Annotated in this window: 16 protein-coding genes and 1 pseudogene; 6 read left to right on the top strand and 11 right to left on the bottom strand. The window is 68.9% G+C overall.

Annotated elements, in window-relative coordinates; all coding sequences use genetic code 11:
- The first annotated feature begins 12 nt into the window (after positions 1 to 12).
- Positions 13 to 363 (top strand): DUF6764 family protein, encoded by a 351-nt coding sequence (locus ACTB72_RS06710; protein WP_463036210.1) that lies wholly within the window; start codon positions 13 to 15, stop codon positions 361 to 363.
- A 132-nt stretch (positions 364 to 495) separates the two neighbouring features.
- Here the strand turns inward: ACTB72_RS06710 and ACTB72_RS06705 are convergent, their stop codons facing one another.
- Positions 496 to 717, bottom strand: coding sequence for a hypothetical protein (locus ACTB72_RS06705; protein ID WP_463036211.1), 222 nt, complete (start codon positions 715 to 717; stop codon positions 496 to 498).
- On the opposite strand from ACTB72_RS06705, the pseudogene ACTB72_RS06700 reads away from it, so the two are divergent.
- From ACTB72_RS06700 to ACTB72_RS06680, 5 genes and pseudogenes are all read left to right on the top strand, one after another.
- Positions 662 to 1,951, top strand: a pseudogene (locus ACTB72_RS06700) (NADH-quinone oxidoreductase subunit M); the annotation flags it as partial. The gene ACTB72_RS06705 and the pseudogene ACTB72_RS06700 sit on opposite strands and share 56 nt — an antisense overlap.
- Position 1,952: 1 nt before the next feature.
- The gene (nuoN, locus tag ACTB72_RS06695) at positions 1,953 to 3,395 is read left to right on the top strand and encodes an NADH-quinone oxidoreductase subunit NuoN (protein WP_463036208.1); all 1,443 of its coding nucleotides are present in this window, start codon (positions 1,953 to 1,955) and stop codon (positions 3,393 to 3,395) included.
- Between the two features lie 5 nt (positions 3,396 to 3,400).
- Entirely contained in the window at positions 3,401 to 4,150 is a 750-nt protein-coding gene (locus ACTB72_RS06690; protein ID WP_463036207.1) for a biotin--[acetyl-CoA-carboxylase] ligase, read from the top strand.
- Positions 4,151 to 4,197: 47 nt separating this feature from the next.
- On the top strand, positions 4,198 to 4,977 hold the full coding sequence (locus ACTB72_RS06685; protein ID WP_463036206.1) for a type III pantothenate kinase: 780 nt from the start codon (positions 4,198 to 4,200) through the stop codon (positions 4,975 to 4,977).
- A 6-nt stretch (positions 4,978 to 4,983) separates the two neighbouring features.
- A complete protein-coding gene (locus ACTB72_RS06680) occupies positions 4,984 to 6,669 on the top strand; it encodes a ribonuclease J (RefSeq protein ID WP_463036205.1) in 1,686 nt (561 codons plus the stop codon).
- A gap of 315 nt (positions 6,670 to 6,984) precedes the next feature.
- On the opposite strand, the gene ACTB72_RS06675 is transcribed toward ACTB72_RS06680, so the two are convergent.
- The 10 genes from ACTB72_RS06675 to uraH all read right to left on the bottom strand — a co-directional run bounded on the left by ACTB72_RS06675 (position 6,985) and on the right by uraH (position 19,518).
- Positions 6,985 to 7,764, bottom strand: coding sequence for a hydroxypyruvate isomerase family protein (locus ACTB72_RS06675; RefSeq protein ID WP_463036204.1), 780 nt, complete (start codon positions 7,762 to 7,764; stop codon positions 6,985 to 6,987).
- Between the two features lie 25 nt (positions 7,765 to 7,789).
- Positions 7,790 to 9,082, bottom strand: coding sequence for a guanine deaminase (gene guaD / locus ACTB72_RS06670; protein WP_463036203.1), 1,293 nt, complete (start codon positions 9,080 to 9,082; stop codon positions 7,790 to 7,792).
- A 620-nt stretch (positions 9,083 to 9,702) separates the two neighbouring features.
- Positions 9,703 to 10,773 carry a BMP family ABC transporter substrate-binding protein gene (locus ACTB72_RS06665; RefSeq protein WP_463036202.1) on the bottom strand — a complete coding sequence of 357 codons (1,071 nt, stop codon included), beginning with the start codon at positions 10,771 to 10,773 and terminating at the stop codon, positions 9,703 to 9,705.
- 148 nt (positions 10,774 to 10,921) lie between these two features.
- Positions 10,922 to 11,854, bottom strand: coding sequence for an ABC transporter permease (locus ACTB72_RS06660; protein ID WP_463036201.1), 933 nt, complete (start codon positions 11,852 to 11,854; stop codon positions 10,922 to 10,924).
- Complete coding sequence (locus ACTB72_RS06655) at positions 11,854 to 12,942, bottom strand: ABC transporter permease (RefSeq protein ID WP_463036200.1); 1,089 nt, start codon at positions 12,940 to 12,942, stop codon at positions 11,854 to 11,856. The genes ACTB72_RS06660 and ACTB72_RS06655 overlap by 1 nt, the downstream gene beginning before the upstream one ends.
- Positions 12,929 to 14,434 carry an ABC transporter ATP-binding protein gene (locus ACTB72_RS06650; protein ID WP_463036199.1) on the bottom strand — a complete coding sequence of 502 codons (1,506 nt, stop codon included), beginning with the start codon at positions 14,432 to 14,434 and terminating at the stop codon, positions 12,929 to 12,931. The genes ACTB72_RS06655 and ACTB72_RS06650 overlap by 14 nt, the downstream gene beginning before the upstream one ends.
- The gene (xdhC, locus tag ACTB72_RS06645; protein WP_463036198.1) at positions 14,431 to 15,402 is read right to left on the bottom strand and encodes a xanthine dehydrogenase accessory protein XdhC; all 972 of its coding nucleotides are present in this window, start codon (positions 15,400 to 15,402) and stop codon (positions 14,431 to 14,433) included. Before xdhC ends, ACTB72_RS06650 begins: the two co-directional genes overlap by 4 nt.
- On the bottom strand, positions 15,399 to 17,729 hold the full coding sequence (gene xdhB / locus ACTB72_RS06640) for a xanthine dehydrogenase molybdopterin binding subunit (RefSeq protein WP_463036197.1): 2,331 nt from the start codon (positions 17,727 to 17,729) through the stop codon (positions 15,399 to 15,401). Before xdhB ends, xdhC begins: the two co-directional genes overlap by 4 nt.
- Positions 17,726 to 19,165 (bottom strand): xanthine dehydrogenase small subunit, encoded by a 1,440-nt coding sequence (gene xdhA, locus ACTB72_RS06635; protein ID WP_463036196.1) that lies wholly within the window; start codon positions 19,163 to 19,165, stop codon positions 17,726 to 17,728. Before xdhA ends, xdhB begins: the two co-directional genes overlap by 4 nt.
- Positions 19,165 to 19,518, bottom strand: coding sequence for a hydroxyisourate hydrolase (uraH, locus tag ACTB72_RS06630; RefSeq protein ID WP_463036195.1), 354 nt, complete (start codon positions 19,516 to 19,518; stop codon positions 19,165 to 19,167). The genes xdhA and uraH overlap by 1 nt, the downstream gene beginning before the upstream one ends.
- Positions 19,519 to 19,588 lie beyond the last annotated feature (70 nt).

The raw sequence follows: 19,588 nt of genomic DNA, 5'->3' as shown, positions 1-19,588 counted from the left end.
GCATGCCGAGCGGTGGCAGATCCCTCCAGTTACGCGATTTCGCACGTCGAGGGCGACGGCGTCGGCGTCGCGGATTCTCGAGACGGCGGCAGGTCGGCAGGCCTCGGCCTCTTCGGCGGCGTTGCTGCGGCGGAGTCGCGCGGTGGGTTACTTGCCGCGGTCGCGTACGGCCCGGGTTCGCTCGCACTCGGTCGCACCGACTCCTCACCCTTTGCCGTGGTGCTCAGCGGACCTGGCGGCAGAGCGGCAGTGGGTGACGCGGACGTCGGGGCGATCTGCTCAGGTGGTCCCACCCTTGTTTTCAATATCGCCACAGGTCAGGGATGTTTCAGCGACGGCACTTCGACGTGGGTCACCCCGTGAGGGCACCCCGGCCCTGAGCCTCTTGCGTGACAGTGGTCACAATGGTGTCAAGCTCCTGCCACCGATCGGGTGACCGGGCAACTTGATCAGCGGGGATCGGAGGACGCGATGACTCCCAGTGCACGACGGGGTTCACTCGCCCGGGTGGAGGTGCCTTCGCGCACCGAGCTGTACGTGGACCGGCGATTCCTTCCCTTGGCCGACCGCTTCTTCGCGATGTATCGCCAACCGCAACAAGGCGGCGGCGCGCTGGTCGTGTACCTGGGAGGCGAGAAAGTTCTCGACATCTGGGCCGGCAATGCCGATCGTGATCGGCGCGTCCTGGGGAGTGACCACCCGGGTCAAGGAATACATGGCGGCGTTCCTGGTGCTCGAGACGCTGATGCTCGGCGTGTTCGTCAGCCTCGACATGGTCCTGTTCTACCTGTTCTTCGAGGCCGGCCTGATCCCGATGTTCCTGATCATCGGCATCTGGGGCGGCGCCAACCGGATCTACGCCAGCTTCAAGTTCTTCCTCTACACCCTGCTGGGGTCGATGCTGATGCTGGTCGCGATGATCGCGATGTATGCGGATGCGGGCACCTCCGACATTCCGACGCTGCTGTCGCACGACTTCTCGGCCACGCCTTACGAGTTCCTTGGCTGGCAGATCGCGGGCGGGTTGCAGACCATGCTTTGGCTGGCCTTCTTCGCGTCCTTTGCGGTGAAAATGCCGATGTGGCCGGTGCACACCTGGCTGCCGGACGCGCATGTGCAGGCGCCGACGGCCGGCTCCGTGGTGCTGGCGGCGATCCTGCTGAAGATGGGCGGCTACGGCTTCCTGCGCTTCAGCCTGCCGATGTTCCCGGTCGCGTCCGAGCTGATGACCGACTTCGTGTTCTTCCTGTCGGTGGTGGCGATCATCTACACCTCGCTGGTGGCCATGATGCAGGAGGATATGAAGAAGCTGATCGCCTATTCCTCCGTCGCCCATATGGGCTTCGTGACCATGGGCATCTTCGCGGCCAACCGGCAGGGGGTCGACGGCGCCATCTTCCAGATGCTGTCGCACGGCTTCATCTCCGGCGCGTTGTTCCTCATCGTCGGCGTGATCTACGACCGGATGCATACCCGCGACATCGCCGCCTATGGCGGGCTCGCGGTGCGGATGCCGGCCTTCGCGCTGGTGTTCATGCTGTTCACCATGGGCAATGTCGGTCTGCCGGGCACGTCGGGCTTCGTCGGCGAGTTCCTGACGCTGACCGGCGCCTATCAGGTGAATTCCTGGGCCGCGGCCGGGGCGGCGACGGGGGTGATCCTGTCGGCGGGCTATGCGCTCTGGCTCTATCGTCGGGTGGTGCTTGGCGATCTGATCAAGCAGTCGCTGTCTTCGATCACCGACCTGACCCTGCGCGAGCGGGCGCTGTTCGCGCCGCTGATCGTCGGCATGCTGCTGCTGGGCTTCTATCCGAGCCTGATCACCGATGTGTTCGGCCCGTCGGTCGAGCATCTGGTGTCGGGCGTGGACCATGCCGTCGCCCGGGCCTCCGCCGACGGCCTGATCGAGTTCGCGGGGGCTGCCGCGCCCGCCGCCGGGGGGACCCACTGACATGCTGAGCCAAGACATTACGGTCGTCCTGCCGGAACTGCTGCTGGCCGTCTGGGCGATGATCGCCCTGATGGCCGGCGCCTACGGGCCGGGCGACAAGCTGGCGAGCGGCCTGACCTGGGCCACCGCCGGGGTGCTGGCGCTGCTGGGGCTGCTGTCGGGTTTCGGCACGGGGGATGTGACCGCGTTCCACGGGTCCTTCGTGGCCGATGGCTTCGCGCGTTTCGCCAAGGTGGTGATCCTCTTCGGCGCCGCGATCATGCTGATCCTGTCGGAGGGCTACATGCGCCGGCACCAGCTGGCGAAGTTCGAATATCCGGTGCTGATCTCGCTCGCCACGCTGGGCATGATGGTCATGGTTTCGGCCAATGACCTGATGGTGCTCTACATGGGGCTTGAGCTGCAGTCGCTGGCGCTCTACGTCATCGCGGCGTTCCGGCGCGACAGCCTGCGGTCGACCGAGGCGGGACTGAAGTATTTCGTGCTCGGCGCGCTGTCGTCGGGGCTGCTGCTCTACGGCTGCTCCCTGGTCTACGGCTATGCGGGGGCCACCGGCTTCGACGCCATCTCCGAGGTCGCGGCCGAGGGCGGGTCGATCGGCATGCTGTTCGGCCTGGCCTTCATCTGCTGCGGGCTCGCCTTCAAGGTCTCCGCCGCGCCGTTCCACATGTGGACGCCCGACGTCTACGAGGGCGCGCCGACCCCGGTCACCGGCTTCTTCGCCACCGCCCCCAAGGCCGCCGCGGCGGCGTTGTTCGCCCGGGTGCTCTATGACGGGTTCGGCGGCGCGGTCGCCGACTGGCAGCAGATCCTCGCCTTCCTGGCGGTCGCCTCGATGTTCCTCGGCTCCATCGCCGCCATCGGGCAGACCAACCTGAAACGGCTGATGGCCTATTCCTCCATCGCCCATATGGGCTTCGCGCTGGTCGGCCTCGCCGCGGGGACCGAGCAGGGGGCGCAGTCGCTGCTGATCTACCTGGCGATTTACGTGTCGATGAACCTCGGCGTCTTCGCCTTCATCCTGACCATGGAGCGGGACGGCAAGCCGGTGACCCAGATCTCCGACCTCGCGGGCCTGTCGAAGGCGCGGCCCGGGCAGGCGCTGGCGATGGGGGCGCTGTTCTTCAGCCTCGCCGGGATCCCGCCGCTGGTGGGCTTCTTCGGCAAGTGGTTCGTGTTCAAGGCGGCGGTCGACGCCGGGCTGACGCCGCTGGCGGTGGCCGGGGCCATCGCCTCGGTGATCGGGGCCTTCTACTACCTGCGCATCGTCAAGATCATGTATTTCGACGAGGCGGGCCAGGGCCTGACCGGGCCGATGCCGCTGGTGCACGGGGTGGCGCTGGCCGCCTCCGCGCTGATCATGGGCGTGGGCTGGCTGCCGGTGATCAACCTCTTCGGCGTGCCGGGGCTGGCGGAGACCGCCGCCGCCTCGTTGTTCCACTGACGCGGATGGGGTCGGACTGGCCGAGAGGCTACGGCGTCGAGATCCTGGACGAGACCGGATCGACCATGGACGAGGCGCGGGCCCGCGCCTCGGCCGGGGTCGCCGGTCCGGTCTGGATCATGGCGCGGCGCCAGACCTCGGGCCGCGGCCGGCGGGGGAATGCCTGGACGGACCCGGGCGGGAACCTCGCGGCCACGCTGCTGATCCGGCCGGGGATGGGGGCGAAGGACGCCGCGCGGCTGAGCTTCGTCTCGGCGCTGGCGGTGGCCGACATGCTGGGCGTGCTGGCCCCCGGCCACCGGATCGAGATGAAATGGCCCAATGACGCGCTGATCGACGGCGGCAAGGTCTCCGGCATCCTGCTGGAGAGCGAGGGCCGCGGCGAGACGCTGGACTGGGTGTCTTCGGGCATCGGCGTGAACCTGGCGCATGCGCCGCCCGCCGCGCCGGGCGCGGCCTTCCCGCCGGTGTCGCTGGCGGGGCTGCTGGGCGCGGCGCCTGACCCGGAGGACGCGCTGCGGGAACTCGCCGCCGGCTTCGCGCGGTGGTATGAGCTTTATCGGGCGCAGGGCTTCGCGCCGCTGCGCGACGCCTGGCTGGCGCGCGCGGCGCGGCTCGGCCAACGCATCGAAGCGCGGTTGCCGCGCGAGACCGTTTCGGGCGTGTTCGCGGATCTTGATTCCGACGGCGCTCTCATCCTTGAAACCCCGCAAGGCGCGCGCAAGATCGCCGCGGCCGAGGTGTTCTTTCCCTGAAGACCCCTCGCGCACGTCACGACCGCTCCCGGAGGAGAGAGCCCAAAATGCTTCTGGCCATCGACGTCGGAAACACCAACAGCGTGTTCGCCATCCATGACGGCTCCGCCTTTCTGGCCGACTGGCGCTGCGCCACGGATGTGAAGCGCACGGCGGACGAGTATTTCGTGTGGCTGCGTCAGCTGATGAACCATCACGGGATTTCGTCGAGCCAGATCGACGGCGTGGTGATTTCATCCACCGCCGCCGGCACGCTGTTCAATCTTCGGGTGCTGTCCGACAAGTATTTCGGCCAGCGCCCCTTCATCGTCAACAAGCCGGGCACCGAGATCGGGATCGAGATCCGGGTCGACCCCAACACCCGCGTCGGCTCGGACCGGCTGGTCAACACGGTGTCGGCGTTCCGCACCTATGGCGGCGACGTGATCGTGGTCGACTTCGGCACGGCGACCACGCTGGATGTGGTGGGCCTCGACGGCGCCTATGAAGGCGGGGTCATCGCGCCCGGCGTGAACCTGGCGCTGAAGGCCCTGGAAAACGCCGCGACGGCGCTTCCCGAGATCGATGTGACCAAACCGGATCAGGTGATCGGGCTGAATACGGTTGCGTGTATGCAATCGGGCATTTACTGGGGCTACACATCGCTGGTGGAAGGACTCTGCCGGCGGATCATGGACGAGCGCGGACGAAAGATGCGGGTGATCGCCACCGGTGGTCTTTCGCCCCTGTTCGCCCGTGGCACGGACGTCATAGACGTGGTGGACGGGGACCTCACGCTTCGAGGACTCGTCGCCATTTACGAAATCAATCGACAACAACAAGGCTGAAAACGCATGGCTGACGACGCCGAACTGGTCTTCGTGGCGCTGGGGGGCGCTGGCGAGATCGGGATGAACATGTATCTCTACGGCTATGGCCGCGGGGCCGATCGCCGTTGGATCATGGTCGACTGCGGCGTCGGGTTCGGCGACATGGAGTCGAGCCCGGGCATCGAGCTGGTCATGGCCGACCCCTCTTTCATCGCCTACCAGGCCGACAAGCTGGACGCGATCTTCGCCACCCACGCCCATGAGGACCATATCGGCGGATTGGGGCGGCTGTGGCCGATGCTCAAGGCGCCGATCTACGCGCGGCCGTTCACCGGCTCGCATATCAAGCGCAAGCTGGAGGAGGCCGGGGTCAATCCGAACTGCCTCAAGATCGTCGACACCAAGAAGGTGATCAAGGCGGGCAAGTTCAAGGTCCGCTTCCAGCCGGTCACCCACTCGATCCCCGAGGCGTCGAGCCTGGTGATCGACACGCCCGCCGGCCGCATCGTGCATACGGGCGACTTCAAGGTCGACGAGACGCCCCAGATGGGCGAGCCCTTCGACCTCGCCGCCTTCCGCGCCATCGGGGCCGAGGGCGTGCAGGTGATGATCTGCGATTCGACCAACGTGTTCCTGCCGGGACATGGCGGGTCCGAGGCCGAGGTGATGGAGCCGCTGAAGACCCTGATCCGCTCGGCCAAGGGTGCGGTGGCGGCGACGACCTTCGCGTCCAACGTGGCGCGTCTGCGCTCCATCGCCGTGGCGGCGACGGAATGCGGGCGGGCGGTGGTGCTGGTCGGCCGGGCGATGGACCGCATGGTCGCGGCCTCGATCGAGACCGGGCTGCTGACCGACTTCCCGCCGACGATCTCGGACTACGACGCCCGGGATGTCCCGGCGGAGCATGTGCTCTACCTGACCACCGGGTCGCAGGGGGAGGGGCGCGCCGCGCTCGCCCGCATCGCCAACGGCTCGCACCCCACGGTGAGCCTGGGCGAAGGCGACATGGTGATCTTCTCGTCGAAGACCATTCCGGGCAACGAGCCCGGCGTGGCGCGGATCTGGAACCAGCTGTCGGAGCGGGGCGTGAACGTGGTGGACGAGTCCAGCCACGGGGTCGAGGGGCGCATCCACGTCTCCGGCCATGCGCGCAAGGAGGACCTTCGGGTGCTCTACGAATCGCTCAAGCCCCGCATCGCCGTGCCGATGCATGGCGAGCATCGCCACCTGGTCGAGCACGCCGCCTTCGCGGCCACGCTGCAGGTGCCGGCGATCCCGGCGCCGAATGGCGTCATGGTCGCCATCGACGGGGCACGTCCGCGCAAGGTCGATACGGTGCAGGTCGGGCGGCTCTACCTCGACGGCACGACCCTGGTCGGCGCGATGGACGGGGTGGTGCGCTCGCGCCTGAAGCTCGCGCGGCAGGGGATCGTGATCCTGTCGCTGGTGGTGGACGAGAGCGGCGATCTGCTGGCGGATCCGGAGGTCCGGGTGCTGGGCGGGCCGGACCACAACACCGCCTGGCCGGCCTCGCTCGCCGACATGATCTACGACGCGGTGGATGCGGCCATCGACGGGCTGCCCAAGAAGAAGCGATCGGACAAGGACATCGAGGACGCGGCCAACCGCGCCGCGCGTCAGGTCTGCGCCCGTCGCTGGGGCAAGAAGCCGGTGATGACCACCATCGTCACCCGCCTCGAAGACGAGTGACGCGACCGCGATGGACGTCGGTTCGGCACTAGGCCTGGGGTTGGGCGGCGGTCTCGCCGCCCTGGCCTTCGGTCTGGTGTTCGGGGTGGTCCGTTGGGTGTGGATCGTCGGGCGGCGCGCTGTCGGCGGGCCGCGCAACGAGCCGGTTGCCCCTTCGGGGACGCGTCCGAAGGTGGAACCGCCCGTCCAGGGGCGCCGGGTCTACGGGGAAGAGCCGCCGCTGTCGGGGCGCGCCTGAGGCGGCTTTCGCGCCGGAACACCAAAACGCCGGGCGGCATCACCGCCCGGCGTTTTGGTGTTCGGGGGGGGGGCCGGTCAGCCGATCCCCGCCTCCCGCCAGCGCTTGAACCAGCCCAGCGTCGCCTCGGTGTTTCCGCCGGTGCGATACTCCGCGCCGAACCAGCCGTCCCAGCCCGCATCGCGCATCGCCGGCAGCACGCGTTCGTGCGCGAGATCGCCGAGATCCGGGCGCAGGCGGCCGGGGGTCGAGGCGAACTGGACGTGGCGGACCAGCGGCAGCAGCCGCCCGAAGCGGCGGATCACGTCGCCCTCCATCACCTGCACATGATAGGTGTCGAACATCAGGCCCAGCTCCGGCCGGCCGAGGCGATTGATGATCTCGGCGGCATGGGCGGTGGTCGAGAGGAAATAGCCGGGGTTGTCGAGCGTGTTGAGCGGCTCCAGCACCAGCCCGACGCCGACCTTCGCGGCCTCCGCGCAGGCCCAGAGCAGGTTCTCGTCGAAGGTGGCGGCGGCCTCGGGGCCCGAGACCTTGCCGGCCAGCACATGCACATGCGCGGCCCCCAGCGCCTGCGCCCAGTCCAGCGCCTCGAGGATCGCGTCCTTCGCCTCGGCCTCGCGGCCGGGCAGGGCGGCGAGGCCGAAAGCGTCGTCGCCCTCCCGCATCGCGCGCCGCGTGTTCACGCCGAGCATCGGGCGCCCCGCTTCGATCAGCGCCCGGCGGATCGCGGCCTGGTCCTGATCGTAGGGGGCGTGGATCTCGAACGCGCCGAAGCCCGCGGCGGCGGCGATGGGGATGGCGTCTGCCACCGGCAGGTCGGACCAGAGATAGCCCAGATGGGCGGCGATTTGCATGTGATGGATCCCTCGTCTGGCGCGCTTAACCGCGGGCCTTTTCGCCGGCGACCCACACGGCTTTCACCGCGCGGTCGTCGCCGAGCATGATCGTGGCGAAGAGCGCCTCGTGGATGTCGCGCGCCCGCGCCGTGCGCTGCGCCAGCACCGGGGTCGCGGCCATGTCGAGCGCGACCACATCCGCCTCCATCCCGGACGCGAGCCGCCCGACCTTGTCGCCGAGGCGCATGGCGGCGGCGGACCCCTCGGTCGCCAGCCACAGCAGTTGCGCGGGGTGGAGCGGCAGGCCGCGCAACTGCCCGACCTCGTAGGCGCCGCGCATGGTGGCGAGCATGGAGAAGCTGGACCCGCCGCCCACGTCGGTCGCGAGGCCCACCGGCACGCCCTCGCCGCGCAGCGCCGCCACATCGCAGAGGCCGGAGCCGATGAAGGTGTTCGACGTCGGGCAATGGGCGACGGCGGAGCCGGTGGCGCGGATCGCGGCGCGTTCGCGCTTGGTGAGGTGGATGGCATGGCCCATCAGGGCGCCGGGGCCGGCGAGGCCGAAGCGCTCGTAGACCGCGAAATAGTCCTTGTCGTTGGGGAAGAGCCGGCGGACCCAGGCGATTTCCTCGGGCTGTTCGCTGAGATGGGTCTGCATCAGGCAGTCCGGGTGCTCGGCCCAGAGCGCGCCGGCGGCTTCCAGCTGCGCGGGGGTCGAGGTCGGCGCGAAGCGGGGCGTGATGGCGTAGCCGAGCCGCCCGACCCCGTGCCAACGCGCCAGCAGCGCTTTCGAGTCGTCGTAGCCGGACTGGGCGGTGTCGGTCAGGCTATCCAGCGCGTTGCGGTCCATCATCACCTTGCCGGTGGTGATGCGCATGTTGCGGGCCTGAGCGGCCTGGAACAGCGCCTCGGCGCTTTCGGGGTGCACGGTGGAGAACACGCAGGCCGAGGTGATGCCGTTGGCGAGGCAGAGGTCGAGATAGAGTTCGGCCTGACCGCGCGCATAGTCGGGATCGCCGAAGCGCAGTTCCTCCGGAAAGGTGTAGTTGTTCAGCCAGTCGATCAGCCGGCGACCCCAGGAGGCGATGATCGCGGTCTGCGGATAATGCGCGTGGCAGTCGACGAAGCCGGGGACCAGCAGGGCGTCGCCCATGTCCTCGATCGCGGCCTGCGGGTGGGCGGCGCGCAGGGCGTCCGCCTCGCCGACCGCGGCGATCAGGCCGCCGTCGACCAGCACCGCGCCATGGGCGGAATGGCGGACGGCGCCCTCGGGCGGGGCCGCGAACGGGTCGGCGTCGAATTCCAGGGTCTGGCCCAGGATCAGTCGGGTGGTCATGGAAGGCTCCGGCCCGCTTTTGGCTTGACCGGGGCATGGGAGCGGGTCGCGGCCCCCAAGTCAAACGGGCGCGGGGCCGCGGGGCGCGCGCGAGGCGGGGGCCGCCCGTCTTCAGTAGGGGACGGGAAGCGGCACGCGGGTGGCCGCGCAGAGCGCGACGACGGCGATGGCGGCGAACACGGCCGCGGGAGCGAAGAGCGCCTTCATGACGGCTTCCTTTCATTTTTGCGACGCTCGGGCGCCGGAGGACGGCATATGGGCGAGCGCATGATGAAAGGAAAGGCAGGGGGCGCAACGTCATCGAAGACGGTGCGTTTCGCGCCGCGCCGCAATGGCGTCAGGGCAGACCGACGAGGCGCATCGGGACCATCGCGTGGAGGGCGACCAGCGCGATAAGGGCGAAGAGGGCGGGAGGCGCGATGAAGGCGCGCATCGGGAACGCTCCGGCATGTGCGGCGTCGGATGCGCCGCCGGTTTCATTTGTGTGCAAATAATGAATCGCATCAATTCGGTCTGTGCTTGACGACACATCGCCGAGCGCCCCTCCCCGCCCGCGCGAAAAAAAGGACCCGGCGTCGCGGCCGGGCCCTTCGCCGCTCCGGCCCCCTGGGGGGCGGGGATCACTTGGGCAGTTCGCCCTCGATCCCTTCCACGTAGAAATTCATGCCGAGCAGGGTGCCGTCGTCGGCGGTCTCGCCCGCGGCCAGCCAGACCGAACCGTCCTGCTTGTTGACCGGGCCGGTGAAGGGATGCAGCGTGCCGGCGGCGATGGCCTCTTTCGCCGCATTGGCCTCGGCCTGCACATCGGCCGGGATCTTGTCGGAGAAGTCGCCGATCTGGACCATGCCGGACGCGATGCCGCCCCAGGTGTCGGTCGACTCCCAGGTCCCGTCCATCACCGCCTGCACGCGGCGGATGTAGTAGGGGGCCCAGTGGTCGATGATCGCGCTCAGCCGCGCATTCGGCCCGAACGCCTTCATGTCGGACGCCTGGCCGAAGGCGTAGATGCCCTTGTCCTCGGCGATGGTCATCGCGGCGGGGCTGTCGGTGTGCTGCATGATGACGTCGGCGCCCTGTTCGATCAGCGCGTTGGCGGCGTCGCCCTCCTTGCCCGGATCGAACCAGCTGTTCACCCAGACGATCTTGAACTTCACCTCTGGGTTCACCGACTTGGCGGCGAGGTAGGCCGCGTTGATGCCGCGCACCACTTCGGGGATCGGGAACGAGCCGATGTAGCCGATGGTCTTGGTCTTGGTCATCCGCCCGGCGATCAGGCCGATGACGTGGCGGCCCTCATAGAAGCGGGAACCGTAGGTGGCGAGGTTGTCGGCGCGCTTGTAGCCGGTGGCGTGCTCGAACTTCACGTTCGGGAACTGCTTGGCCACCTTCAGCGTCGGGTTCATGTAGCCGAAGGAGGTGGTGAAGATGAGGTCATGGCCGGACTGGGCCATCTGGCGCAGCGCGCGCTCGGCGTCCGGCCCCTCGGGCACGGATTCGAGATAGGAGGTCTCGACCTTGTCGCCGAACTCGGCCTCGACGGCCTGGCGGGCCTGGTCATGCTCGTAGGACCAGCCGAAATCGCCGACCGGGCCCACATAGATGAAGCCGATCTTCAGGGGGTCGGCGGCGTTGGCTGCGCCGGCGCCGAGGACGAACGCCGCGGCGGCGGCGAGCAGGGAAAGGCGTTTCATCAGGCTTGGCTCTCCTGTCGGGGTAAACGGGCCGGTCTGCGCCGGCGGTCCGGAATGAACGATAGCGGGGCGGGCGGCGCCCGTCACGGGGGGAATCGCTGCGCTGCGGCATGGGGTTGCGGCCTCCGCGAGGTGGAGGCCGCCCCGTTCACCCCGCGGCGAAGAAAGGCCGGCCGAGGCAGGCGGGCGCGTTCATCCGGGCCCGTGCCTTGTCGGCGGAGATGATGACCAGCACCACGATGGTCGCGAGGTAGGGGGTCATCGAGAGATACTGGGACTCGATGGCGACGCCGAGCGCCTGAAGGTTCAGCTGGGCGATGGAGACGCCGCCGAAGATGTAGGCCCCGAACAGCGCCCGCCACGGCTTCCACGAGGCGAAGACCACGATGGCGAGCGCGATCCAGCCGCGCCCCGCAGTCATGCCCTCGACCCAAAGGGGCGAGGCGACCATGCTGAGATAGGCGCCGCCGACGCCCGCGCAGGCGCCGCCGAACAGGATGGCGGCGGTGCGGATCGCCACGACCCGGTAGCCGATGGCATGGGCCGCGTCGTGGTTCTCGCCCACCGCGCGCAGGATCAACCCGGCGCGGGAGCGGTTGAGCAGCCACCAGACGCCGGCGGTCAGCGCGAGGGAAGCGTAGACCAGCCAGTCATGCGCGAAGAGCAGCGGCCCGACCACGGGCAGGGTGGAGAGGCCGGGGATCGCCAGTTCCGGGAAGGCCGGCGCGGGGATGCCGGAATAGGGCTGGCCGATCATCGCCGCGAGGCCGAGGCCGAAGAGCGTCAGCGCCAGCCCGGTCGCCACCTGGTTGGACATCAGCACCTGGGTCATGAAGGCGAAGAGCGCGGCGAGCGCGGCCCCCGCGATCAGGGCCGCGAGCACGCCGAGCGTGGTCGACCCTGTCTCCTGCGTCGCGGCGAAGCCGGCGATGGCGCCGACGATCATCATCCCCTCGACGCCGAGGTTCAGGACGCCCGCCTTCTCCACCACCAGCTCGCCGATGGCGGCGAAGAGCAGCGGGGTAGCGGCGACGATCAGCGCCACGGCGATGGCGACGGGGTTGAGCGCGGAAAGGTCCATCAGCGGGCCCCCTGCGCGCGCCGCGCCAGCCGGGCGCGGGATGGGGCCAGCCGGTAGCGGGAGAAGACGTCCATCCCCAGCAGGAAGAACAGCAGCATCCCCTGGAACACCGAGATCGCGGCGGCGGGCAGGCGCATTTCCAGCTGCGCGCCCTCCCCCCCGATATAGGTCAGCGCCATCAGGGCGGAGGCGAGCAGGATGCCCGCGGGGTGCAGGCGGCCGAGAAAGGCCACGATGATCGCGGTGAAGCCGTAGCCGACGGGCAGGGCGGGGACCAGCTGGCCGACGGGGCCCGCAGCCTCGAACGTGCCCGCGAGCCCAGCGAGGCCCCCCGACACCGCCATGGACAGCATCACAACCCGCGCCTCGCGATAGCCGGCGAAGCGGGCGGCGCGCGGGGCCTGGCCGAAGAGCTTCAGCGAGAATCCGTATTCGTGCCGCTCCAGCGCCATCCAGGCGATGAGGACCGCAGCCAGCGCCGCCAGCGCGCCGATATGGGCGCGGGTGCCTTCGATCAGGATCGGCAGGGTGGCGCTGTCGTGGAAGATGCGGGATTCGGGGAAGTTGAAGCCGTCGGGGTCGCGGAGCGGGCCCGTGACCAGCGCCGACAGCCACAGGCCCGCGACATAGACCAGCATCAATGAGACGAGGATCTCATTGGCGTTGAAGCGGATGCGCAGGATGGCGGGGATCAGCGCCCAGGCGGCGCCGGCGGCGGCGCCGGCCGCGCACATCATCGGCAGCACCCAGATGCCTGCGGTGTCGTATACCGCGAGGCCTGCGGCGCCGCCGGCGATGGCGCCGACGATGAACTGCCCCTCAGCCCCGATGTTCCACACGCCGGCCCGGAAGCCGAGCGCGAGGCCGACCGCGATCAGGCACAGCGGCGTGCCCTTCACCAGCAGCTCGGACCGCGAAAAATCGTTGGTCAGGGGGTCCCAGAAGATGATGAGGATGGTTCGGACCGGGTCCTTGCCCAATACCGCGAACAGGATCATGCCGAAGATCATGGTCAGGGCTACCGCCAGCAGCGGCCCCGCCCAGGTCATCACCCGGCTGCGTTCCTTGCGCGCCTCAAGCCGCAACATCGGCTTTTCCCCCCATCAGCAATCCGATTTCCTCCACCGAGGTTTCGCCGGCCGGGCGGGGCGGGCTGAGGCGCCCGCCTGCGATCACGGCGAAGCGGTTTGAAATTTCCATAAGCTCGTCAAGGTCCTGGCTGACCACCATCACCGCAGCGCCTGACGCGGCGAGGTCGCGCAGCGCCTGGCGGATGGCCTGGGCCGCGCCCGCGTCTACGCCCCAGGTGGGCTGCGAGACGATGAGCACGCCGGGCGCCTGAAGGATCTCACGCCCGATCACGTATTTCTGCAGGTTGCCCCCCGAGAGCGAGCCGGCGGCGGCATGGATCCCCGGCGTGCGCACGTCGAAATCCTGCACCACTCTGGTGGCGAAGGCCCGCGCCGAGCCGAGCCTCAGGAAGCCGCGGAAGGCCAGCCGCATCCGGGTGCGGGCCGAGAGGAAGGTGTTGTCGGTGAGGCTCATCTCGGGCGCCGCGGCATGGCCGAGGCGCTCTTCGGGGGCGACGTTGAGCCCGAGACGGCGGCGCGCAGTGGGGCCGAGCCCGCCGACATGCTTGCCGTCGAGCTGGATCATGGCCGGTGAGACGGTCGTCTCACCGGCCAGCGCGGCGACCAGTTCGTCCTGCCCGTTGCCCGCCACACCGGCGACGCCCAGCACCTCGCCGGCACGCAGTTCCACCGAGATGTCGCGGAGCGAGACGCCGAACTGCGCGCCGGAGATCGCGGTCAGCCCGGCCAGCACCAGCCGCGTCGCGCCCCCGGCGCCCGACGGCGCGCCCGGCGGGGCCAGTTCGCGGCCGATCATCATCTCCGCCAGCCCCCGCGCGGTTTCTTCGCGCGGATCGCAGGCCCCGACCACCTTGCCGCCGCGCAGCACGGTCGCGGCGGTGCAGAGCGCGCGGATTTCTTCAAGCTTGTGAGAGATGTAGAGGATCGCCACCCCCTCCTCCCGCAGTTTTCGCAGCGTGAGGAACAGGGTGTCGACCTCCTGCGGGGTCAGCACCGAGGTCGGCTCGTCCATGATCAGCAGTCGGGGGGATTGCAGCAGGCAGCGCACGATCTCGACCCGCTGGCGCTCGCCGACCGAGAGCTGGCCGACCTGCCTCGCCGGGTCCAGAGGCAACCCGTATTCGGCGGAGACTTTTCGGATGCGGTCGGGCAGATCGCGGCCGGCCTGCTCGGCGGGGAGGCCGAGGGCGACGTTCTCGGCCACCGTCAGCGCCTCGAACAGGCTGAAATGCTGGAAGACCAGGCCGACGCCGGCGGTGCGCGCCTCGCCCGGCGAGCCTGGGGCGTAAGGGGCGCCGTTCCAGGTCATGCCGCCCTCGTCCGGGCGCATGACGCCGTAGATCATCTTGACCAGCGTGGATTTTCCGGCACCGTTCTCGCCCAGCAGGGCGTGGATCTCGCCGGGCTGCACCTCGAACGACACTTCGGAATTGGCCACCACGCCGGGAAAACGCTTGGTGACGCCGCGGATCGACAGCAGGGCGGTCATAACGCCTCCTCGGATCGGCGCGCGGCCCCGCGGGAGGCGCGCCATTGCAGGTGGTCGGCGGCGACCGATACGGCGATTTCGGCGGGGGCCTTGCCGCCGCGCAGCCCGGCCGGACCGCGGAGCCCGATAGGGCATTCCAGCCGCGAGACGGTCGTCTCATCATGCCCCAGCGCCCGGAGCCGCGTCCGGAACCGCGCGGATTTGGACGCCGAGCCGATCAGCCCGAGCCGCGCGAAACCGCCGCGGAGGAGAAGCCGGTGGCAGATCTCGAGGTCGAGCGCATGGGAATAGGTCAGCACCAGATGCGCCGCGCCCGGTGGGGCAAGGTCGGTCGCGTTCGCCGGGTCCGGGACCGGCAGCGCGCGGGCATGGGACGGGATTGGGTCGGGGAAGCGGTCAGGGCCGGCATCGATCCAGGTGAGGTCGAAGGGCAGGCCTTCGAACACATGGACCATGGCGCGGCCGACATGCCCCGCGCCCCAGATCCACAGCGGCGTTCGGGCGGGGGAGAAGGGTTCGGCCATCCAGGGCGGCGCGCCGGGCGCGAAGACCGTGTCGGGGTCGCCGCCGCGAGCGCTTCTCAGCGCGCGGGCGATGGCGAGCGGCGGCGCGCCGGCCCCGCCGATGGCGCGGGCGAAAAGCGGGCCCTCGGGCAGGGTTTCCAACCGCGCCGCGTCCCAGCGCTCATAAGCCAGCGTCGCCGCGCCGCCGCAGCATTGGGCGAGCACGGGGCCGAGCGGGTAATGCGCGATCCCGTCCGGGCCGTCGGCAAGACGGAAGCGGGCCTCCTCCAGCGCCGCGAATTCCAGCGCGCCGCCGCCGATGGTGCCCTCGAAGCCATCGCTCCAGACCGTCATCGAGGCGCCGGCATCGCGCGGCGCGGAGCCGAGCGCTTCGGCCACCACCACCCGCACCACGGGCCCGTGCGCGACGACGGCGCGGGTCAGCGCCGCGACGTCGAAACTCACCGCCTGGTCTCCCAGGGGCGGCCGCGCACATGATCTACGGCGCGCAGCACGCGTTCCGGCGTGGCAGGGGCGTCGAGGGCCGGATAGATCGTGCCGTCGCCCGCCGCCGCCACCGCGTCCGACAAGGCGAGCAGCGCGGAAATCCCAAGCATCAGAGGAGGTTCGCCGACGGCCTTCGACCGAAAAATCGTCTCTTCCCGGTTTTCGGTGACGTAAAGGCGGATGTCCATCTCGGGCCGGTCGGAGGCGGTGGGGATCTTGTAGGTCGAAGGCGCATGGGTGCGCAGGCGGCCGGCATCGTCCCAGACCAGCTCCTCCATGGTCAGCCAGCCGAGGCCCTGGATATAGCCGCCTTCTATCTGGCCTATGTCGATGGCCGGGTTCAGAGATTTTCCGCAATCGTGCAGGATGTCGGCGCGGTCGAAGCGGTATTCGCCGGTCAGGGTGTCGATGGTGACCTCGGTGACCGCGGCGCCGTAGGCGAAGTAGTAGAACGGCCGACCGCGCGCAGCAGGCCGGTCCCAATGGATCTTGGGCGTGGCGTAGTGGCCGGTGGCCGAGAGCGACACGCGCGACGCCCAGGCGGCGTGGGCGAGATCCTCGAAGCGGATTTCTTCGACCCCCACCGCGACGCGGCCGGGCAGGAAGCGCACCTGCTCGGGCGTGGTCTGCCAGCGCTCGGCAGCGAAGGCGATCAAGCGGGCCTTGATCTCATCACAGGCGTTCTTGACCGCCATGCCGTTGATATCGCTTCCGGAACTCGCAGCGGTCGGAGAGGTGTTGGCCGACTTTCCAGTGTTGGTCGCAGTGATCTTCACCCGGTCGAGATCGATCTGAAAGCACTCGGCGGCGACCTGGGCGACCTTGGTGAACAGGCCTTGGCCCATCTCGGTGCCGCCATGGTTCAGGTGAACCGAGCCGTCGGTGTAGATGTGGACCAGAGCCGAGGCCTGGTTCATGTGGGTCAGGGTGAAGGAAATGCCGAACTTCACCGGCGCGAAGGCGATGCCTTTCTTAAGAACGGGCGATATCGCATTGAATTCGCTTATCGCCTTGCGGCGGGCAGCGTAGCCGGAGGTCTCGATCAGCTCGGCCGCGATCTCATGGATGATGTTGTCCTCGACCTCCATGAAATAGGGAGTGGTGACCCGCTCGCCTCCGGGACGGTCATAGTAGTTGAGCGCTCGGATCGCGGTGGGCTCAGCCTTCAGTTCGAAGGCGATATGGTCCAGGACCCGCTCGATCGCCACCATGCCTTGCGGGCCGCCGAAACCGCGGAAAGCCGTGTTGGAGCAGGTGTTTGTCCTGCAACGATAAGACCGGATGCGAGCAGCGGGAAGATAGTAGGCATTGTCGGCATGGAACATGGCGCGGTCGGCGACCGGCATCGACAGGTCCAGCGACCAACCGCAGCGCGCCATTTGCTCGAAGGCGATGCCGAGGATCCGGCCGTCGCCGTCGATCCCCACCCTGTAGCTGATCCGAAAATCGTGGCGCTTGCCGGTGATGATCATGTCGTCGTCGCGGTCATAGCGCATTTTGACCGGGAGATTCAGGCGTTTGGCGGCGATGGCGCAGATGCAGGCGAGCGCGTTGCCCTGGCTTTCCTTGCCGCCGAAGCCGCCCCCCATGCGCCGGACTTCGACGGTGACGGAGTGGAAGGGCTCGCCCAGGGACTCGGCCACTTTATGTTGTATTTCAGTGGGATGCTGGGAGGAGCAGTGGATGGTCACGTCGCCGTCCTCGCCCGGAACCGCGAGCGCCGCCTGGGATTCGAGGTAGAAATGCTCCTGCGCGCCGATCTCCATCACCCCTTCGAGCACGCGGGGGGCGGACGCGAGCGCCGCGTCGGCGTCGCCGCGGGCCATGACATAGGGCGGCTCGAACCAGCTTTCGGCCGACATGGCGTCGTCGATGGTCAAGATCGCGGGAAGATCCTCCCATTCGATCAGAGCCTTGCGGGCGGCTTTTCGAGCGAGCAGGTGGGTCTCGGCCACCACGGCGAAGATCGGCTGTCCCTGGAAATGGACCTCCCCGTCTTCCGCCAGAAGCGGTTCGTGCCAGGCGTTGGGCGAGACGTCGTTGCGACCAGGGATGTCGTCGGCGGTCAGCACCGCGACCACGCCGGGCGCGGCGCGGACCGGGGCGAGATCGAGCGACAGGATGCGCGCGCGCGCTTTGGGACTGAGTCCGAAAGCGACGGAGAGACAACCGCTTGGCGTAGGAATGTCATCTACATAGGTCGCCGCGCCCGCCACGTGCTTGCGGCCGCTGTCATGCGGTTGCGAAGCGCGGACGCCGCCCTTGATCGCGCCGGGGGCGGTCATGCCAGCGCTCCGGCGCCGACGAGCCGGGTTTCCGGTTTCGCCTCGGCGCTTTCGTGGAAGACTTTCAGAAGCAGGTTCTGGGCGGTCCTCAGACGATATTCGGCGGACGCGCGCATGTCCGACATCGGCTGGTAGTCCTCGGCGAAGGCGGGCAGCGCGGCCTCGACCGTCCCCAGCGCCCAGGGGCGGCCGACCAAGGCGGCCTCCACTGTCACGGCGCGCTTGGGGATGCCGGCCATGCCGCCGAAGACGATGGAAGCCGAGGCGACGACGCCGTCCTCCACCCCGATCAGGAATGCGCCGAGGGTCGCTGTAATGTCCTGGTCGAAGCGTTTGGAAATCTTGAATATTTTTAACGCGCGAGGATCGGCGGGCCGCGGGATCCGCACCGCCGAAACATACTCGCCGCGCGCGCGATCCTGCTTGCCGTAATCGAGGAAGAACGCCTCCAGCGGGATCGCTCGCTCGGTCGCCCCTTTGCGCAGCACAAGCTCTGCGCCCAGCGCGATCAGCGGCGGCGGGCCGTCGCCGATGGGGGAGCCGTTGGCGATGTTGGCCCCCACGCAGCCGGAATTGCGCACCTGGGTCGAGCCCAGACGGCGGACCAGCTCGCCGAGATCCGGCGAGAGCCGCCCCAGCGCTTCGGCGGCCCGGGCATAGGTGGCGCCGGCCCCGAGCTCGACGCGCTCGTCCGTCTCAACCACCCGGTCGAAATCCTTGACCTGGTTGACGAAAATCATCGTGGCGGGCTCGTCCAGACGTTTGGTGATCCACAGAGCCACATCGGTGGCGCCGGCGACGATCACCGCGTCGGGATGGGCCTCGACCAACGTCGCCAGTTCATCTTCGGTCGTAGGGACATGGGCCACGCATCCGCCGCCCGTCAGGGTCAGCGAGCCCGTCTCCATCGCCGCCAGAGCCGGAGCGGGATCGACCTCCCAATCCGGCGCGGGGAGGTCATGCATCGCGAGGCCCGACTCGAGGATAGGGCCGTAACCCGTGCAGCGGCAAAGATTTCCCGCCACCATGTCGGCGACCTGAGCCCGGGTTCTCACCCCGTCGGGATAGCCCGCCCACATCGACATGACGAAACCGGGCGTGCAGAAACCGCATTGCGATCCGTGCAGTTCGACCATCGCCGCCTGGGCGGGGTGCTGACGGTCCGGGCCCGCGATGGCCTCCACGGTCGTCACCGCGGCGCCGTCCAGCATCGGCATCAACTGGATGCAGGCGTTGACCGCGCGGCGCACGGACGCGCCGTTCTCCAGCCGGGTGACGCCCACGGTGCAGGCGCCGCAGTCGCCCTCGTTGCAGCCCTCCTTGGCGCCGGTCAGGCCCCGCGTCTCGCGCAGCCAGTCGAGCAGCGTCGTGCGGGGGTCGAGGCCGGAAAGCTCGACCTCCGCGCCGTTCAGCAAAAAGCGAAGGCTGTCGCGCATCAGGATCCCCGATAGGTCGAATAGCCGAAAGGCGAGATCAGCAGAGGCACGTGGTAATGCGCGTCCGGATCGGCGATGCCGAAGCGCAGAGGCACGTCGGACAGGAATTTCGGCGAGGGCAGATCGGGGGCGAGCGCATCGAAATAGGGGCCCGCGCGGAACACCAGCTCATAGGTCCCGGCGCGGAAGGCGTCGCCGTCGAGCATCGGGCCGTCGGTGCGCCCGTCGGCGTTGGTCACCGCTTCCCCGATCAGGTCGCGGCTGTCGAGCGAGAGGCGATAGAGCTCGATCTTCATGCCGGCGGCGGGGCGCCCCAGCGCGGTGTCGAGCACATGCGTGGTCAGCCGTCCCATCAGTCCCCCTTGTCGTGCGATCCGCGCGCGGTTGCTCCGCGCTGCTGCATCGCATCAAAGACCGGCGCGG

The organism is Albimonas sp. (genome assembly GCF_055129145.1).
Note: the sequence above shows the minus strand (reverse complement) of the source record. Positions and strands in the feature narration are given on the sequence as shown.

Excerpts from the sequence above, each read along its gene's own strand:
- ACTB72_RS06685 (WP_463036206.1), top strand. The coding sequence starts at position 4,198 with ATGCTTCTGGCCATCGACGTCGGAAACACCAACAGCGTGTTCGCCATC.
- ACTB72_RS06655 (WP_463036200.1), bottom strand. The coding sequence starts at position 12,942 with ATGTTGCGGCTTGAGGCGCGCAAGGAACGCAGCCGGGTGATGACCTGG.
- ACTB72_RS06680 (WP_463036205.1), top strand. The coding sequence starts at position 4,984 with ATGGCTGACGACGCCGAACTGGTCTTCGTGGCGCTGGGGGGCGCTGGC.
- ACTB72_RS06690 (WP_463036207.1), top strand. The coding sequence starts at position 3,401 with ATGGGGTCGGACTGGCCGAGAGGCTACGGCGTCGAGATCCTGGACGAG.
- xdhA (WP_463036196.1), bottom strand. The coding sequence starts at position 19,165 with ATGCGCGACAGCCTTCGCTTTTTGCTGAACGGCGCGGAGGTCGAGCTT.
- guaD (WP_463036203.1), bottom strand. The coding sequence starts at position 9,082 with ATGACCACCCGACTGATCCTGGGCCAGACCCTGGAATTCGACGCCGAC.
- ACTB72_RS06675 (WP_463036204.1), bottom strand. The coding sequence starts at position 7,764 with ATGCAAATCGCCGCCCATCTGGGCTATCTCTGGTCCGACCTGCCGGTG.
- nuoN (WP_463036208.1), top strand. The coding sequence starts at position 1,953 with ATGCTGAGCCAAGACATTACGGTCGTCCTGCCGGAACTGCTGCTGGCC.
- ACTB72_RS06705 (WP_463036211.1), bottom strand. The coding sequence starts at position 717 with ATGTATTCCTTGACCCGGGTGGTCACTCCCCAGGACGCGCCGATCACG.
- ACTB72_RS06660 (WP_463036201.1), bottom strand. The coding sequence starts at position 11,854 with ATGGACCTTTCCGCGCTCAACCCCGTCGCCATCGCCGTGGCGCTGATC.
- uraH (WP_463036195.1), bottom strand. The coding sequence starts at position 19,518 with ATGGGACGGCTGACCACGCATGTGCTCGACACCGCGCTGGGGCGCCCC.
- xdhB (WP_463036197.1), bottom strand. The coding sequence starts at position 17,729 with ATGACCGCCCCCGGCGCGATCAAGGGCGGCGTCCGCGCTTCGCAACCG.
- ACTB72_RS06650 (WP_463036199.1), bottom strand. The coding sequence starts at position 14,434 with ATGACCGCCCTGCTGTCGATCCGCGGCGTCACCAAGCGTTTTCCCGGC.
- ACTB72_RS06665 (WP_463036202.1), bottom strand. The coding sequence starts at position 10,773 with ATGAAACGCCTTTCCCTGCTCGCCGCCGCCGCGGCGTTCGTCCTCGGC.